Source organism: Paracoccus actinidiae (assembly GCF_030863885.1).
Taxonomy (GTDB): domain Bacteria; phylum Pseudomonadota; class Alphaproteobacteria; order Rhodobacterales; family Rhodobacteraceae; genus Paracoccus; species Paracoccus everestensis.
The window spans coordinates 3,381,336-3,396,470 of record NZ_CP132956.1 but is presented as its reverse complement, the minus strand read 5'-3'; the positions used below and the strand labels follow the sequence as shown (position 1 = coordinate 3,396,470).

Annotated in this window: 16 protein-coding genes and 2 pseudogenes; 10 read left to right on the top strand and 8 right to left on the bottom strand. The window is 61.2% G+C overall.

Annotated features, from left to right (window positions below; translation table 11 throughout):
* The 6 genes from Q5701_RS16960 to Q5701_RS16935 are packed head-to-tail and all read left to right on the top strand — an operon-like array spanning window position 1 to window position 6,268.
* Window positions 1–786 carry an ABC transporter permease gene (locus Q5701_RS16960; RefSeq protein WP_306752164.1) on the top strand — a complete coding sequence of 262 codons (786 nt, stop codon included), beginning with the start codon at window positions 1–3 and terminating at the stop codon, window positions 784–786.
* Window positions 783–2,492, top strand: coding sequence for a GMC family oxidoreductase (locus Q5701_RS16955; RefSeq protein ID WP_306752163.1), 1,710 nt, complete (start codon window positions 783–785; stop codon window positions 2,490–2,492). Before Q5701_RS16960 ends, Q5701_RS16955 begins: the two co-directional genes overlap by 4 nt.
* Window positions 2,477–3,514 (top strand): tartrate dehydrogenase, encoded by a 1,038-nt coding sequence (locus Q5701_RS16950; RefSeq protein WP_306752162.1) that lies wholly within the window; start codon window positions 2,477–2,479, stop codon window positions 3,512–3,514. The genes Q5701_RS16955 and Q5701_RS16950 overlap by 16 nt, the downstream gene beginning before the upstream one ends.
* The gene (locus Q5701_RS16945; RefSeq protein WP_306752161.1) at window positions 3,511–4,959 is read left to right on the top strand and encodes an NAD-dependent succinate-semialdehyde dehydrogenase; all 1,449 of its coding nucleotides are present in this window, start codon (window positions 3,511–3,513) and stop codon (window positions 4,957–4,959) included. Before Q5701_RS16950 ends, Q5701_RS16945 begins: the two co-directional genes overlap by 4 nt.
* Window positions 4,960–4,968: 9 nt before the next feature.
* Window positions 4,969–5,334, top strand: a complete 366-nt coding sequence (locus tag Q5701_RS16940) for a cupin domain-containing protein (RefSeq protein WP_306752160.1) — start codon at window positions 4,969–4,971, stop codon at window positions 5,332–5,334.
* A complete protein-coding gene (locus Q5701_RS16935; RefSeq protein ID WP_306752159.1) occupies window positions 5,318–6,268 on the top strand; it encodes a 2-hydroxyacid dehydrogenase in 951 nt (316 codons plus the stop codon). The genes Q5701_RS16940 and Q5701_RS16935 overlap by 17 nt, the downstream gene beginning before the upstream one ends.
* 23 nt (window positions 6,269–6,291) lie before the next feature.
* Here the strand turns inward: Q5701_RS16935 and Q5701_RS16930 are convergent, their stop codons facing one another.
* Both Q5701_RS16930 and tpa read right to left on the bottom strand, forming a co-directional pair.
* Window positions 6,292–6,444, bottom strand: a complete 153-nt coding sequence (locus Q5701_RS16930) for a hypothetical protein (protein WP_306752158.1) — start codon at window positions 6,442–6,444, stop codon at window positions 6,292–6,294.
* A gap of 41 nt (window positions 6,445–6,485) precedes the next feature.
* Window positions 6,486–7,865, bottom strand: a complete 1,380-nt coding sequence (gene tpa, locus Q5701_RS16925; protein WP_306752157.1) for a hypotaurine--pyruvate aminotransferase Tpa — start codon at window positions 7,863–7,865, stop codon at window positions 6,486–6,488.
* 175 nt (window positions 7,866–8,040) lie between these two features.
* Here tpa and Q5701_RS16920 point away from each other — a divergent pair, with 175 nt between their 5' ends.
* The gene (locus Q5701_RS16920; protein WP_306752156.1) at window positions 8,041–8,613 is read left to right on the top strand and encodes a cupin domain-containing protein; all 573 of its coding nucleotides are present in this window, start codon (window positions 8,041–8,043) and stop codon (window positions 8,611–8,613) included.
* Between the two features lie 215 nt (window positions 8,614–8,828).
* Here the strand turns inward: Q5701_RS16920 and Q5701_RS16915 are convergent, their stop codons facing one another.
* Both Q5701_RS16915 and Q5701_RS16910 read right to left on the bottom strand, forming a co-directional pair.
* Window positions 8,829–9,158 (bottom strand): hypothetical protein, encoded by a 330-nt coding sequence (locus Q5701_RS16915; protein WP_306752155.1) that lies wholly within the window; start codon window positions 9,156–9,158, stop codon window positions 8,829–8,831.
* Window positions 9,159–9,436: 278 nt separating this feature from the next.
* A complete protein-coding gene (locus tag Q5701_RS16910; protein ID WP_306752154.1) occupies window positions 9,437–9,607 on the bottom strand; it encodes a hypothetical protein in 171 nt (56 codons plus the stop codon).
* Between the two features lie 129 nt (window positions 9,608–9,736).
* Here Q5701_RS16910 and Q5701_RS16905 point away from each other — a divergent pair, with 129 nt between their 5' ends.
* On the top strand, window positions 9,737–9,859 hold the full coding sequence (locus Q5701_RS16905) for a hypothetical protein (RefSeq protein WP_306752153.1): 123 nt from the start codon (window positions 9,737–9,739) through the stop codon (window positions 9,857–9,859).
* A 328-nt stretch (window positions 9,860–10,187) separates the two neighbouring features.
* Here the strand turns inward: Q5701_RS16905 and Q5701_RS16900 are convergent, their stop codons facing one another.
* Together Q5701_RS16900 and Q5701_RS16895 are read right to left on the bottom strand one after the other, a co-directional pair.
* Window positions 10,188–10,823: a hypothetical protein gene (locus Q5701_RS16900; RefSeq protein ID WP_306752152.1), complete on the bottom strand. Its 636-nt coding sequence runs from the start codon at window positions 10,821–10,823 to the stop codon at window positions 10,188–10,190.
* 243 nt (window positions 10,824–11,066) lie between these two features.
* The gene (locus Q5701_RS16895) at window positions 11,067–11,501 is read right to left on the bottom strand and encodes a hypothetical protein (protein WP_306752151.1); all 435 of its coding nucleotides are present in this window, start codon (window positions 11,499–11,501) and stop codon (window positions 11,067–11,069) included.
* 940 nt (window positions 11,502–12,441) lie between these two features.
* On the opposite strand from Q5701_RS16895, the gene Q5701_RS16890 reads away from it, so the two are divergent.
* Window positions 12,442–12,645: a hypothetical protein gene (locus Q5701_RS16890; RefSeq protein WP_306752150.1), complete on the top strand. Its 204-nt coding sequence runs from the start codon at window positions 12,442–12,444 to the stop codon at window positions 12,643–12,645.
* Between the two features lie 487 nt (window positions 12,646–13,132).
* Here the strand turns inward: Q5701_RS16890 and Q5701_RS16885 are convergent.
* Window positions 13,133–13,227: pseudogene (locus Q5701_RS16885) on the bottom strand (transposase); the annotation flags it as partial.
* Between the two features lie 414 nt (window positions 13,228–13,641).
* A pseudogene (locus Q5701_RS16880) lies at window positions 13,642–14,208 on the bottom strand (thiolase family protein); the annotation flags it as partial.
* Between the two features lie 6 nt (window positions 14,209–14,214).
* Here Q5701_RS16880 and Q5701_RS16875 point away from each other — a divergent pair.
* Entirely contained in the window at window positions 14,215–14,901 is a 687-nt protein-coding gene (locus tag Q5701_RS16875; RefSeq protein ID WP_306752149.1) for a substrate binding domain-containing protein, read from the top strand.
* The last annotated feature ends 234 nt before the right edge of the window (window positions 14,902–15,135 follow it).

Sequence of the window (15,135 nt, the reverse complement as noted above, 5' to 3'; positions counted from 1 at the left end):
ATGCAGAACCAGACCAGCTCCCCGCTTCTTGTTCGCGCCTTTGTGCTGATCGCCCTTCTGTGGCTAATCATCCCGGTGCTGATCGTCATCCCGATGTCGTTTTCCAGCGCCCGGTTTCTGTCCTTTCCACCGCCCGGTTGGTCGCTGCGCTGGTATCAGGCCTTCCTCGGCAGTCCCGAATGGATGGCCGCCGCGCGCACTAGCCTGATCGTGGCCGTCAGCGCCTCGCTGATTGCCACGGTGATTGGCACAGCGGCCGCCTATGCGCTGAACATGTCGCAGTCGAAGCTGGTACGCAGCCTGCAGGTCGTGCTGCTGCTGCCGCTCGTCGTGCCGGTGGTCATCACAGCTGTCGGCGTCTTTCTGGTCTACGCCAAGGTTGGTCTGATCGCCACCATGAGCGGGCTTGTGTTGGCCAACGTGATGCTGGGCATGCCCTATGTGATTACCTCGGTTCTTGTGGGTTTGCGCAAGTTCGACCCAACACAGGAAATGGTCGCACGCAGCCTTGGCATGAACCGCTGGCGCGCGTTCTTTACAGTCGTTCTCCCGCAAATCCGGCCATCGGTCATCACCGGCACCTTGTTCGCCTTCATCTCAGCGCTCGATGAGACGATCGTGGCGCTGTTCATCTCGGGCGGCGAGAACCAGACCCTGACCAAGCGCATGTTCACCGCCTTGCGGGACGAAATTGACCCGACCATCGCTGCCATTTCGACACTGCTGACGGGGGTGTCCTTCATCCTGGTCCTGCTAGTCGCCGCCAACGGACGGACTCGTAAATGAAGACTGATGTCCTTATTTTAGGCGGTGGATCCGCCGGCTGCGTCATGGCCGCGCGTCTGTCCGAGCAGCCTGGCCTGATCGTTACCCTGGTCGAGGCAGGGCGCGACTTGCTGCCCAATGTCCCGCCCGAGATTACCTCCCGTTATCCTGGCCGCGCTTATCTGGACGGGCGAAACATCTGGCAGGGGTTGCGGGCGCGATACGGCGATGGGCCCGCGCGACGCTATGAGCAAGCGCGCATTCTGGGTGGCGGGTCTGCGATCAACGCCTTGCTGTCAAACCGGGGGGCACCCGCAGACTACGACGAGTGGGCCGCACTTGGGGCAGCAGGCTGGAGTTGGCAAGACGTGCTGCCCTGGTTTCGCCGGATCGAAACTGACCGCAATTTCGATGGCCCCCTGCATGGCAGCGACGGCCCCCTGAAGATCCGGCGCCCGAATGAGGCCGCCTTGTCACCCTTTGTCGTGCGCGTGAGGGAAGTACTGGCAAGGCAAGGACATCCAATCCGCGCCGACCAGAACGGCGAATGGCAGGATGGCACCTTTCCGAGTGCGGTCGGCCAATCAGATGCGGGGACAAGACAGCCCACCTCCCTGATCTGGCTAACGGATACCGTCCGTGCGCGGTCGAACCTGCGCATCCTGACAGGCCACCAAGCCTTGCGCCTGATCCTTGACGGGCAGCGCGTGAGGGGGGCAGAAATCGCCGACCCATCGGGCACGGTCCAACGCATCGAGGCTGCGCACACTGCCTTGTCGATGGGGGCAATCCACAGCCCGGTCATGCTGCTCCGGTCGGGCATAGGGCCGGCGGGCGACCTGCAGGCCGCCGGTATCGCGCCGGTCCATGACCTCCCGGGTGTCGGAGCGAATCTGATGGAGCATCCCTCGATCGCGCTCGGCACATATCTGCCGCCCGCCCTGCGAGAGCGCGACGAAGGCGAACATCACGAGCAGGGGGTCTGGCGCTGGTCGTCGGGTTTGCATGGGATCCCTGCGGGGGATATGCATGGATCGATCCTGTCGCGGTCGGGCTGGCATTCGGTCGGTCTGCGGATCGGGTCGATTTTCTTCTGGGTCAACAAGTCCTATTCCCGCGGGCGTGTCACGTTGCCCAATCCGAACGAAGCGCCTCAGATCGATTTCGCCATGCTGTCCGACCACCGCGATCTGGACCGTCTCAAGCAGGCGCTGCGCATGGGCGCGGCTGCGCTGACCGACCCGCGCCTATCGGATTGCGGCCCGGTCTTTCCGACCAGCTATACGCCGCGCGTCGCGCGGGTGGCCGCGCCCGGACGCTGGAACGCGCTCCAGCGCGGCACCTTGTCGGCAGCTCTGGATGCGGCGGGTCCACTGCGTGCGGCGCTGATCCACGGGCTGGTCACGCAGGGCGTGACGCTGCGCGCACTGCTCGCAGATGATGCCGCGCTCGAAGCTTTCGTCCGGGCCAATGTCGGGGGCACGTGGCATGCCTCGGGCACCTGCCGGATGGGTGCGGCGGGCGATCCACTGGCGGTCACGGCGCCGTCCGGCGCGGTTCACGGGATCGCCGGATTGAGCGTCGCCGACGCCTCGCTCATGCCGTCGATCCCTTGCGCCAACACAAACCTGCCGACACTGATGATAGCCGAACGCATCGCGGCGATGATGGCACCCGCCCTGCGCCGGACCGAAAGCACGAAGGACACCCTATGCCACACCGTATAGCCCTGATCCCCGGCGACGGGATCGGCACCGCCGTTGTCGACGCTGCGATGGCCGTCGCGGAAAAGGCCGCACCCGGCCTGCTGCAGACCCGGACCTTTCCCTGGTCCTGCGACCACTATCTGCAGACTGGCCGAATGATGCCAGAGGACGGGATCGATATGCTGCGTGGCTTTGACGCGATCTTCCTGGGGGCGGTCGGCTGGCCTGCCAAGGTTCCAGATGATGTGTCACTGCATGGCCTGCTACTGCCTATCCGCAAGGCCTTCGTCCAATACGCCAATATCCGCCCGCACCGCCTTCTGCCCGGGGTGGAAGGTCCGTTGAGGAAGACCAACTTCGACATCCTCTGCATCCGCGAGAACACTGAAGGCGAATATTCTGGTGCGGGCGGGCGCGTCCACCAAGGCACCGGCAACGAGGTCGCTGTCGAAACCGCGATCTTCACCCGCACGGGCGTGGAACGCATCCTGCGCTTTGGTTTCGAACAGGCTATGGGCCGCCGCAGGAAACTGGCATCCGTGACCAAATCCAACGCGCAGCGCCACTCGATGGTGTTCTGGGACGAGGTGACGCGCGAGCTGGCTGCCGAGTACCCGCAGGTCGAGGTCAGCCATTACCATGTCGATGCGATCAGCGCGCGGATGGTCATGGCGCCGGAAACGCTGGACGTGGTCGTGGCCTCGAACCTGTTCGGTGACATCCTGACCGACCTGGGTGCGGCGATCCAAGGGGGGTTGGGCTTTGCGGCCTCGGCCAATATCGACCCGACGCGCAAGATGCCGTCGATGTTTGAACCAGTCCATGGATCGGCCCCGGACATCGCCCACCTGGGCATCGCCAATCCCATAGCGGCCATCTGGTCGTTGGCGATGATGCTGGACCACCTGGGCGAAGCCGCGACCGCCGCCGGCATCATGGTCGCGGTCGAGGGCGCAACCGCAAAGGGCATCGGCACTGTACCGGGACGCGACAGGACCGAAGACATCACCGCCGCCATTCTGGCGGGACTGGAGGACGCATGAAGGACGCAACCTGGCTGAAGGATCCCGACCTGTTCCGGCAAGCGTCGCTGATCGGGGGTAAATGGGTATCTGACGGCGCCATGCTGGACGTAACCGACCCTGCCACGGGCGAGGTCATGGGCAGCGTCCCCGACATGACCGCAGACCAGACGCGGCAGGCCATCGCCGCTGCCGAGGCTGCCTTTGCTGTATGGCGAAAGCGTCCGCATGGCGAACGCGCCGCTGCCTTGGAACGCTGGCACGACCTGATGCTGGCCCATTCCGACGATCTGGCACAGATCCTGACCCGCGAACAGGGCAAGCCGCTGGCCGAAGCCAAGGGTGAGATCGCCTATGGCGCCAGTTTCGTCAAATGGTTCGCTGAGGAAGCCCGCCGCATCAAAGGCAGCGTTATCCCCGCCCCCACCGACGACCGCCGCATCCTGACGCTGAAGGAACCGGTGGGCGTCTGCGCCATTATCACGCCTTGGAACTTTCCCAATGCGATGATCACCCGCAAGGTCGCGCCGGCGCTGGCGGCAGGCTGTACTGTCGTCATAAAGCCTTCCGATCTGACGCCGTTCTCGGCGCTGGCGCTTGGTGTTCTCGCCGAGCGCGCGGGCATTCCAGCGGGTGTCATCAACATCGTCATCGGCCTGCCCACGGCCATCGGCGCCGCGCTGACCGAAAGCCCCGCGATCCGCAAGCTGTCCTTCACCGGATCGACCCGCGTGGGCGCGCTCCTGATGGAACAATGCGCACCGACGATTAAGCGGCTGTCGCTGGAGCTGGGCGGCAACGCCCCCTTTATCGTCTTTGACGACGCTGATCTGGACGCTGCGATCGAAGGAGTGATCGCATCGAAATTCCGTAACGGCGGGCAGACCTGCGTGTGTTCGAACCGCATCCTCGTCCAGGACGGCATCCACGATGTCTTTGTGGAACGCTTGGCCAAGCGTGTGTCGGCGATGAAAGTTGGTCCCGGGACAGACACAGGTGTCGATATCGGTCCGATGATCAACGCCGCCGCGATACAGAAGATCACCGATCATATCAATGACGCGGTGTCGCAGGGCGCAACCGTTGCCGCGCAGGCCAGCGTTCCGAAGGGCCAGTATGCCGCGCCGACCCTGCTAACCGGCGCCACCCCCTCCATGCAGCTTGCCACCGAAGAAACCTTCGGCCCCGTCGCGCCCATCTTCCGGTTCCAGACCGAGGACGAGGCCGTCGCCTTGGCCAATGACACGCCCTTCGGGTTGGCATCGTATTTTTATACCCGCGACATGGCCCGCGCCTGGCGCGTGGGCGAAGCGTTGGAATTTGGCATGGTCGGGCTGAATGTGGGCAATGTCTCGACCACCGTGTCGCCCTTCGGTGGCGTCAAGCAATCGGGCTTGGGCCGCGAAGGAGCGCGCGAGGGGATTGAGGAATATCTAGAAACCAAGGCCTTCCATATGGGCCTGTGAAGGAACACGATGACCTATCTGCAAAAGATCGACCACAATCCCGCAGCGACGCCCGCAAGCAGCAAGGCGCTGCCCGAACGCCTGATCTCGGGCGATCCGTCCTATCTGACATGGGCGCTAGACCGATCGCGCGAAGAGGCGACCAATGGCCCGGTCCGCACCGGCGTATGGGAGGCGACGCCCGGCGAGACGGTGTCGATCAAGGGCGACAGCTTCGAATTCTGCCAAATCCTTTCGGGCATGATCGAGCTGACCGAGGATGGCCACGCTCCTGTCACCTTCCGGGGCGGCGACAGCTTCATCATGAAGCCGGGCTTCAGGGGCGTATGGAAGACCATCGAAACCGTACGCAAGATCTATGTCATCGTTGGATAGCGCCACGCCGGTCTTCCTGCTTCTGTCCAACCCCGATCGGGCCAAGGCCTTTGGTCTTGCCTTTGCAGAACACCTGCCGGGCATCCGGCTGGCAACCGATCCCGATGTGGTCGATCCCGCGCAGGTTCGTTACCTAATGGCATGGCAGTTCCCGGACGATATCGCCGCGCGGTGGCCCAATCTTGATCTGATCTTCTCGACCGGCGCGGGCATCGACCAGCTTGTGGACCGCGAGTTGCCCGCCTGCGCGCGCCTTGTCCGCATGATCGAGCCAGGCAATACCGGGATGGTGCGCGACTATGTGGTCATGGCGGTTCTTGCTCTGCATCGAGACCTTCACGGCAACCGCCGGCAGCAGGCGCAGGAGGTCTGGCAGACGCGGCAGATCCTGTGGCCCGACCAGCGGCGGGTCGGCATCATGGGCGTTGGCGAGTCGGGCCAAGCCTCGCTTGCGGCCTTGCGTCCCTTCGGCTTCCAGCTTGCGGGCTGGAGCCGCTCACCTAAAGAAATCGAGGGGGTGGAGTGCTTTCACGGACCGGACGGTCTGCACTCCTTCCTGTCGAGGACCGACATTCTTGTCTGCTTGCTGCCCCTCACTCCGGAAACAAAGGGGATCCTGAATGACGACCTGTTTGCGGCGCTTCCGCCCGCAGCCTCTCTGGTGCAGGTCGCACGGGGCGGACATCTGGACCAAGCGGCCCTACTGCGGGCACTGGATAAAGGGCAGCTTTCGGCGGCGTTCCTGGATGTGACCGACCCGGAGCCGCTGCCACCCGGCGATCCCCTCTGGCATCATCCAAGCATCACCATCACCCCTCATGTCGCCGGCCATACGCGAGCCGAAACCTCGGCCATGTCGACGGTTGCGAACTTAAGGCGTTTTTTGAGCGGAAAGCCTCTGGACGGCGCGGTCGATGTCCGTCTCGGTTACTAACGCGCCCTCGCCTACGGGGTGGATCAGCCAGCGCAGGAAATTTGCGTGCGGGGACGCTGCGGCATGCGCAGGAAAAAATCGGGGCTGCCTTGTTCCACAATCATTCCGCCTTTTAAGAGTGGGACCCGATCAGCCCGGTCTTGGGCGAAGCCCTTTTCTTGCGTGATAGCGGCCATTGTCATCTCCTCGCCCGTGACGTCGCCGCGCCGCCTTTGCCTCACCCCATGACCCGCGTCAACGCCGCGTCGATGGCATCGGTGATCCGGTCGATGTCGTCCTTTGTGGCGATCAGCGCGGGCGACAGGCACAGCGTGTTGTTCAGGCCCGGCAGGGATCGGTTGGTCGCGCCGATGATCACGCCCTGGCTCAGGCAATCGGCCACCACGGCCTGAACGCGGCGTTCGTCCAGCGGCTCCTTTGTGGTGCGGTCGGCGACCAGTTCGGCCCCGCAGAACAGCCCCTTGCCACGCACGTCGCCGATCACCGGATGACGCTCTTGCAGCGCCCGCAGGTTGGCCAGCACCCGCTCTCCCATCGCCACAGTGTTCTCCAGCAGGCCCTCGTCCTCGATGATGCGCATATTTTCCAGCGCGGCCACCGGACCCGCCGTGCAGCCGCCAAAGGTCGAGATGTCGCGGAAATGGCTCATCGTGTCCTCGGGAGCGTCCTTGAACATTTCGAAGACGGCTTCCGTCGTCACCGTGCAACTGATCGCCGCATAGCCCGAGGCCACCCCCTTGGCCATGGTGACGAAGTCGGGCTGGATGCCGTAATGCTGGTATCCGAACCAGGTGCCGGTGCGGCCCAGGCCGCAGACTACCTCGTCGATGTGCAGAAGGATGTCGTACTTGCGGCAGATCTCCTGGACCCGCGGCCAGTATCCTTCGGGCGGCACGATCACCCCGCCGCCCGCGGTGATCGGCTCCAGCACGATGGCGCCCACGGTGTCGGGGCCTTCACGCAGGATCGCTTCCTCGATGGCGTCCGCCGCCCGCTGGCCGTAGTTCGCGACATCCCACTGGGCGCGGTATTCCAAACAATGGGGCACGCGCACGAACCCGTCCGGGTAAGGCCCGTACTGCGCCGCCCGCTGGTCCTGGCCGCTGGTCGCCAGCGTGCCGATGGTGGTGCCGTGATAATCGCGGTCACGATACAGGATCTTCCACTTTCTGCCGCCATGCTGCCTGTGGGCGATCTGGCGGACCATCTTGTAGACCTTCTCGTTGGCCTCGGACCCCGAGTTCGAGTAATAGACCCGGCTCATCCCCGGCATCTTGGCGATCAGCCGTTCTGCAAACAGCGCCGCCGGGACGTTGCCCGCCGCCCCCGCATAATAGTTCAGCTTGACCAATTGGTCGCGCACCGCATTGGCAATGCTTTCCCGTCCATAGCCCACGTTGACGGTCCAGACGCCCCCCGATACCCCGTCCAGATACTCGCGCCCGTTGGTATCCCAAAGCCGCATCCCCTTGCCTTCCACAAAGACACGCGGGTCGGTGGTTTCATAGGGTTTGTGCTGGGACAGGTGATGCCAGACATGGGCGCGGTCGGCAGACACCACATGGGAGAGGTCGTTCTGGTTCAGGTCAAGAGACATGGCAGGAGCTCCGGATGGGTCATGCAGGTAGCACCTGAACACCCCAAGATTTGTTGCGATTGCCAGATTGTCGCGAGATGCCTCAGCCCCAGCAAGGGTGATTTCATGCACAAACTAGGTCGTTGAATTCACTGCGATCGGACAAACTCTGCTTCGGATAGGAAGCACGAGAGCAATGCCCAGACATCACGACGACAAGGAAGACCGGCTGGTCGCAATGCGACTGCGAGTGGTGCGAAAGTCTAAGGGGCTGTCGCAACGCGAACTTGCAAGACGCGCCGGAGTCGGCAGCGGCACTATCTCCCAGATCGAGTCGATGTCGCTGAAGCCGTCGGTCTCCGTTCTCAAGCGGATCCTGGATGGTGTGCCGATGGATCTCGCCACGTTCTTCAGCTTCGAGTTGTCCATGGATCAGGACCGGGTGTTCCGCCGCAACGAGCACGTGAATATCGGTGCGCCGGGCATCAAGTATCTCCTGCTTGCGGCACAATGCCCCGGGCGGAACATCCAGATGCTGCACGAGTACTACGAGCCGTCCACCAGTTCCGGGCGGCATGTCCTGTCCCACAACGGGGAGGAATGCGGCATTGTCATCAGCGGAACGCTTGAGGTGACGATTGGCGACGAGGTTCATATCCTGAACGCAGGGGATGGCTATTATTTCAGCAGCTCGCTTCCCCACCGCTTCCGCAATACCGGAACCTCGGTCTGCGAGGTCGTCAGCGCCTGCACACCGCCTAGCTTCTAGATTGCTGGTCGCACGATCCCACATGCCATTGCGATCATAGGATACGTTCATCGTCTCTATCTGCGTGTGAGCAGATTGGCAGTGCCAGTCTCCAGGCATTCGACGGCTAAGGAATTTGCGTGGTGTAGAGCTCAAACTCCCCATCTGCCTTTCGCCTGCACATTCCGATCAACCCTCTGGCGACCTTTGGGACCATATCGGGTGTTATGGAACCCTTATAAGGGATCCTGATCCACCTGGGCCAGCTTGGCGCGGAGGATCGCCAACAACCATGCCCGAGCAGGGTCCGGACCAAAAACCATATCTAGTCCAAGAGTGGGCAAGCCCATTCCGTACAGACCCTCTGTCGTAGGACCGAACAACTCGATCCTACACCCCGGCAGCAAGTCATCATGAATGGCTTTAGCTGCGTCAAGCGATCCGAGATATGCGTCCGAGAACCGCTGGGGGTCGATGATGCCGACATTATCCAAAAGCCATCGCCAACTCTCGTCACAGGTGCCAAACTCTGTCGCTTCGATCAGTCGTTTCAGCGCATCCGTCATATTGTGATCCCCTCTGGTGACATCGCCTTTTTGAAGCGGCAGCTCTGGGATGGGTTCTCCCTGATCGCGTCGATGCGCGGCCCCGGCAGGGGCCTGCCCAGTGTTGCTGTCATGCAGCCGAAACCAATCTGAGGCGACGCGCTAACTTCGCTTGTAGGAAAGTTCAGATACCAATCACACGAGGTCTGCATGCAGCTTGCCCATGGCGAACATTCCTGAACGGCACCGGGAAAACGAAGGCTCCGCCATCATCCTCCCAGTTCTGCAGATGCCAAAGGTTACGCCCGATCTCCATCGGCTGGGCGCGCCTGGTCGTCGGGATCGCGGCCCGGGCGCCCGTCCTCGCGCTTTTGGCTTGCACCAATTCCGCTGGACAACTTTTCCTGAGAGGGTTCAGTGACCCGGTTCACATGCTGGCCATCGCCAGGCATCTTGACGTCGGTGCCCATTGTCGGGCCCTCCATAAGACCCTGCAGGAGATACTGAAGGGTCACCATAAATATAGGGATCGGGAGGCGCAATTACATCGGCCTTCTGCAGACATCTCGTAGGCCAACGGAGGGATGGGGAGGAGATGGATGATGGGCAACGTCAAAACCAAGGACGGACATTATGAGGTCTACGGTAAAGACGAGGATGGCAAACGTACCGAAACCTTTTTCAAGCTGCCCACGTTCAAAACGGCTGCTTCGAATGACTGATACGGGTCGGGCATGAGACGGCTTTGTCCGGTAGTTTCATTGGTTTTTGGTGATGCTGATCGCTGCCACCTCGCTGACCGCCGAAGGCCCCAAGTTGTGGCAGGAAGGGTTCGGCTTTGTTTGTGCCTGCCAGCGGGCTTTGGCGATTTCGCTCGCGCTACCGATCGGCCCTGCGATGCCAAGACACTGACTCGCCGGAGCTTCGTGGCAATCTCTTCGGGTGAGGGTCAGGTGGGGTAAGGCCGGCCCGATTGTGGCCGTTGGTGGTCAGACAGCCACTCGTTACATTTGCGTACCCCGGATAGTCATGAGCGGGAAGCCTTCCACTTCATTGCCCAAGAATGCACGCCCCCTCCGAGAGCTGGAAGCTGGGGTCACACTCCCACCGGGTGCCGGCGTTATCAAGATGTGCGTTCTGTGGCAGCTCAATGGCGATGCAGGCGCTCTCCTGGTCATCTGGGGCATATCCACGCTCGCAGCGCCATCCCGATCCGTAAGCACCTGGATCGAGCAAGGCGTTGATCGGGAGAACAACGCGATCGCATCGGTCGTCGACCTGAATAAATCCTCTTTCGCAGGACCATGCATCGCCGAAATCAGCGTTAGTCAGGTAACCGTTTTCCGGCACCGCAATAGGAATGCAGCGGTCTAAATCTGCTGTGAAACCGCGATCGCAGGTCCATCCGGATGTTGATGGATAATCCGTAAGATACGCATGCTCCGGCAGAACGATTGGCACGCAAAGGTCCTCGTCTTTTCGATAGCCGCGTTCGCATTGCCAGTCGTAGCCTGACGCCTTCAAGAAGGCATTTGTCGGCACAGGGATTGCAGAACAGGAGGTTCCATCGACCTCCTCGTATCCGCGGTCACAGTTCCAGCCTGTTCCGGAGGAGCGTCTGATTGCATAGGCGTTCTCAGGAACCTCGACCATTACACATTCCGCACCGTCCAGATCGTAGCCCAAGTCGCAATCCCAGCCCTCACCATAACTACGAGGTTGAGCATTCTGCGGTGGCGGACCCACCCCCATTTGCGCGAGCACTGGAAGCGCGAACAAGGCAGCAAGGCCTGCCGCAAGGCCAATCCTGGCCATGAGCCGGAGCAATAGGAGCTGCGGGGGTGCGAGGGGCGGGAACATGAATGCTTACCTTTCTTGCCAGCGGCCATTCGCCTGACTGGCGCTGCCTTTGCGAATTTGAGGCGATCGTCACCGTGGCAAAGGCGACGTTACCGTCTCGATCCATTGCTTGACCCTGTTGCCGACGGTCGCGGTTTCCTGCGATGGCAGATTTTGTGCCTGCATGTCTTGAAGGGTTGACCCATCTTCCTCCGGAATGGTTTTGTCCGAGGGAGATACAAAGCCACCTTCGACCGTGGTGTCCAATACGGCGTCACGTTTGAGGGCCATGTTGAGATAGGCCGACGAGATCGATCGCATCTCCGTGGGCCTTGTGCTGTGCCCCTTTTCATAGATCATCAGATAGGCCCCGGTTTCTCTAAACGCCGCGAAGCTGAGACCCTCGAGCAGCTCCTCCTCAACAAGAACCTCGTAGCGACCGGGAGGGAATTGCCGGGGTGAATTGGGCACGACGAAAGGATGCTTGAATTCAACAACAGAGGTCGTGGAGCGCGTGGTCATCATGGTCTCCTTTGCAAAGAGTAAAGGCGCGATACCCGGACGGAGACATCGCTCCGGAACGAAGGCCTGCAACCTGCGGGGCGCCGGGACGAAAGCTATCCCGGGAGCGGAAGATTGTTGCTCTGCCAGGGTCTGTGAGGCCCCCGCGTAGGCACGTGGGGCCTCCGTTTCTTCCCTGCAGCACTCGCTTGATCAAAAGGACCTGCGAAATTATCCTGCACAGCAGCTGAAAGTTGGTTGCGCCCTCTTGAGCGGTGTCACGAAAGGACCAGCGTTGAGCGCCTTCCTCGAGCTCCATCCGCACCAAAGGCATCCGCCACGTCCAACCGCGTCCTCATTGCAGTCCGTATGATCGATGGGTTGCGTGGCCGCATCAGTCGACCTGACCGCGGCGAGTATTTGCGCTGCCACGTGCCAGCACATCTGATTGCCTCGAATAGATACCGACGGCCCGTTGACCACATAGTCATATGTCGGTTCCCTCTTTGTCCTCGGCTATGGAAAAAGGAAGGGATTATCCCCTGCCTGACGCATTGATGCTAACAATGGGAATGCTGGCCAGTTCATAACAGGTATTTATGAGGAAGACCCTAACCTATGTCAGCACGAACGGCTCAGGCATCGTTTAAGTGTGAACGTGCTGTTAGGCATTGTTCCTTGTTCACGCCCGAGGAGTGCTGGAACTACTTTCAGGCAGCTGGGTATGTCGCAGGTTGCTTCCGAAAGGCTTTAGGCCTGTAATTAGTAATGCCTTTCCTCGCATGATACCATTCGCCGCGGCATTGCCCCGCTATTGGCAAAGCTCCTCAAGCGACGAAGCGCCATTGAACTCGAGATCGGTCATCGGGAAACCGACGGAAGGAAATCGGTGGCATCCCATCAGTCTGGGGCATTAGCAGGCTTAGACGCTTCTGTTTGCTAAAAGACATCTGCATCACCTCCTATGGAAATCGAGGCAATTATGACTAAGATGAACTTTGAAGATCCGATCAACGAACTCCTAAATCAAATAGATGCTGCCAGCCCCAGGGAAAAAGAGCTTGCAGTGCAGCAGTTGCGGCATGCAATTGATGCCGGTGATCGACCATCCTCGCGGTTAGAAACTCTGCGAGAGGAGACAGACCCGTTTGATAATGTCCCTGTCTAGCGATTTCTGTGGTTACCGGCCGTGATGCAAGAAGCGTTGACATTGGGCTTGGTGATCGAGTGCGGTCATCTGTCAGGCCTGTTCACGCGGCACTTTCGGGAACCTGTTGGCCGGGATGGTGACCAGCGAGGCGGGTCCACATCTGTCTCGGGCTCAAGTGCTCGCAGTTGCTATCTGGTTTTCTCGATCCGGATTGTTGCGATCTTTTTGCCCATGAGTCGCCGGGTTCACACCTGTTTCGCCGGGGCCGTCTGTACTTGCCTGCGCTTGTTACGCAGCAGTAGCTGGCATCGGATTCCGATAATCCTCCTGTTTCGTCATCATCGCCAAAAGGGCACGCCGTTTTGTTGGCCAGAGCGATGGCCACCAGCATGCGCGGTTTCCTGGACAACATCCGCTCCGGCTACGAACCGCGCAATGCGCGCCCGGTCCGACCGGTCGAGCCGGGACATTGCGCCAATAATGACCAAGTACCGGACGTCGGCCTGACCCGCTTTTGTTATCCACCCCGGCCGCTCTCTTGCCCCCCGAGGAGTGCTGACGTGGCACAAGTCCCAGCCAAGCCGCAAGACCTCGTCCACCTCAGAAAGATCGCATGCGCGATGGATAGGCCTCAAAAGCCTACTGTCACCGACACCCGGCAGGGGTCTGGAGACGTCGCGCGGTCACCGCGTCTTCAGCCAGCGGATGGGCCTTCTGGGTTCTTGCGGTGATGCGGACGGGGCCAGTCATTTCGATCATCCACAGGAGCACCCTCAGTGCTGATTATATTGTTCCAGCATTTGGATTTGGAGTTGCTGCAGCTTGATTAGTCTTTGCCACTGAGGCGCCAACTGATGATCGATCTTTTCGTGCAATTGGCGGATTTCCAGCTCGGCCTTTAACCCGGATTATTCGTGAGGGGTTGGTGAGGCTGGCTTAACCAGTTGAAGAACTGTAGTTTTATGGTTCCTACGCCAAAAACCGCAGTTTATCAGGATGCCGCGCCTCACCATGGATGTTTCCCGCCCCGTCGTTCACCCCGGACGCATTGCCCGCCGTGACCGTCCCCCCCCTGCGGAAGGGCGCCTTCAGGCCTGCCAGAACCTCCAGCGTGGTGTCGCGCGGGTGCTCGTCGCGGTCCACGACCTTGGGATCGCCCTTGCGCTGCGCGATCTCGACCGGGACGATCTCCTGCGCCAGACGCCCGTTGGCCTGGGCGGCCGCAGCCTTCTGCTGGGAGCGCAGGGCGAAGGCGTCCTGGTCTTCGCGCGAAATGGCGAAATCCTCGGCCACGTTCTCGGCGGTCTCGGGCATCGAGTCCACGCCGTATTGCGCCGCCATCAGCGGGTTGACGAAGCGCCAGCCGATGGTGGTGTCATGGACGGCATTGCTGCGGCTGAAGGCGCTTTCGGCCTTGGGCATCACGAAGGGCGCGCGCGACATCGACTCGACCCCGCCCGCGATCATCAGATCCGCCTCGCCCGCCTTGATGGCGCGGGCGGGTATGCCCGCCAGATCGAGCCGATCCTGTGGAGCATCGACGAGGCGCGCAACAGCATCAGCGCGATCAGCACAAAGCCGCAGGGCGTGCTGCGCATCCATTCGCGCACAATGTTCGGCCTGGGCGTGCTGACCCCGCTGATCCCGGAATTCGCATCCCTTTATCCCGAAATCCAGGTCGAGCTGGCCCTGGGCGAGGACAAGGTGGACCTGCGCAGGCAGGGGATCGACATCGACTTCCGCATCTCGCCCCCTGCCGAGGCCGGGCTGAAGCGGCGCAAGCTGTTCGAGTCGAAACGCCTGCTGGTCGCGTCGCCCGCTTATAAAGACAGCAGGCCCGCGGTGGAAAAGCCGGCCGACCTGCTGAAGCTGGACCTGCTGGCCTATATGCGCCCCGGTGACGTCTATCACTGGCGGTTCAGCCGGAAAGACAAGGACCACGAAAACCGCGACGAGGATTTGGAAATCTCGCCCCGGCACATATCGAACAACGGCATGGTGCTGCTGGATCTGGCGTTGTCCGGGCAGGGGGTGGCATTGCTTGATGATTACACGGTCGCGAACTGGCTTGATCAGGCGGACCTGATCCACCTGCTGCCGGAGCATGAGGTCACGAACTCGACGTTCGAGGAGGGGATCTATGCAACATTCCTCGACACCCCGATCGTGCCCGCCAAGATCCGGACGATGCTGGACTTTGTCATCGAACGCACCGCCGGGATGCAGCGCCGCTTTGACGTCTGGCGTCCGCCATTGACGGGAAACCGATCGTAGAAGAACGGATGTCTGCCGGAGCGTCCCGGTTGTCATCCGGGCATGACGGATTTCTACTGAACAGCGGGGCGGGTTTTTGTCATCTTGGTTGACTTGCGGTTATCATTCGATCCCATTCAGCTTCGCCAAACCTGAAAGGTCCGTCCGTTCAAAGATCTCATCGTCACGGGGCCGGCCTTGAGCAGCCGCTTCTCCATGTCGGCTACGGCATCGGCGTCACGCCAACTGATTGCG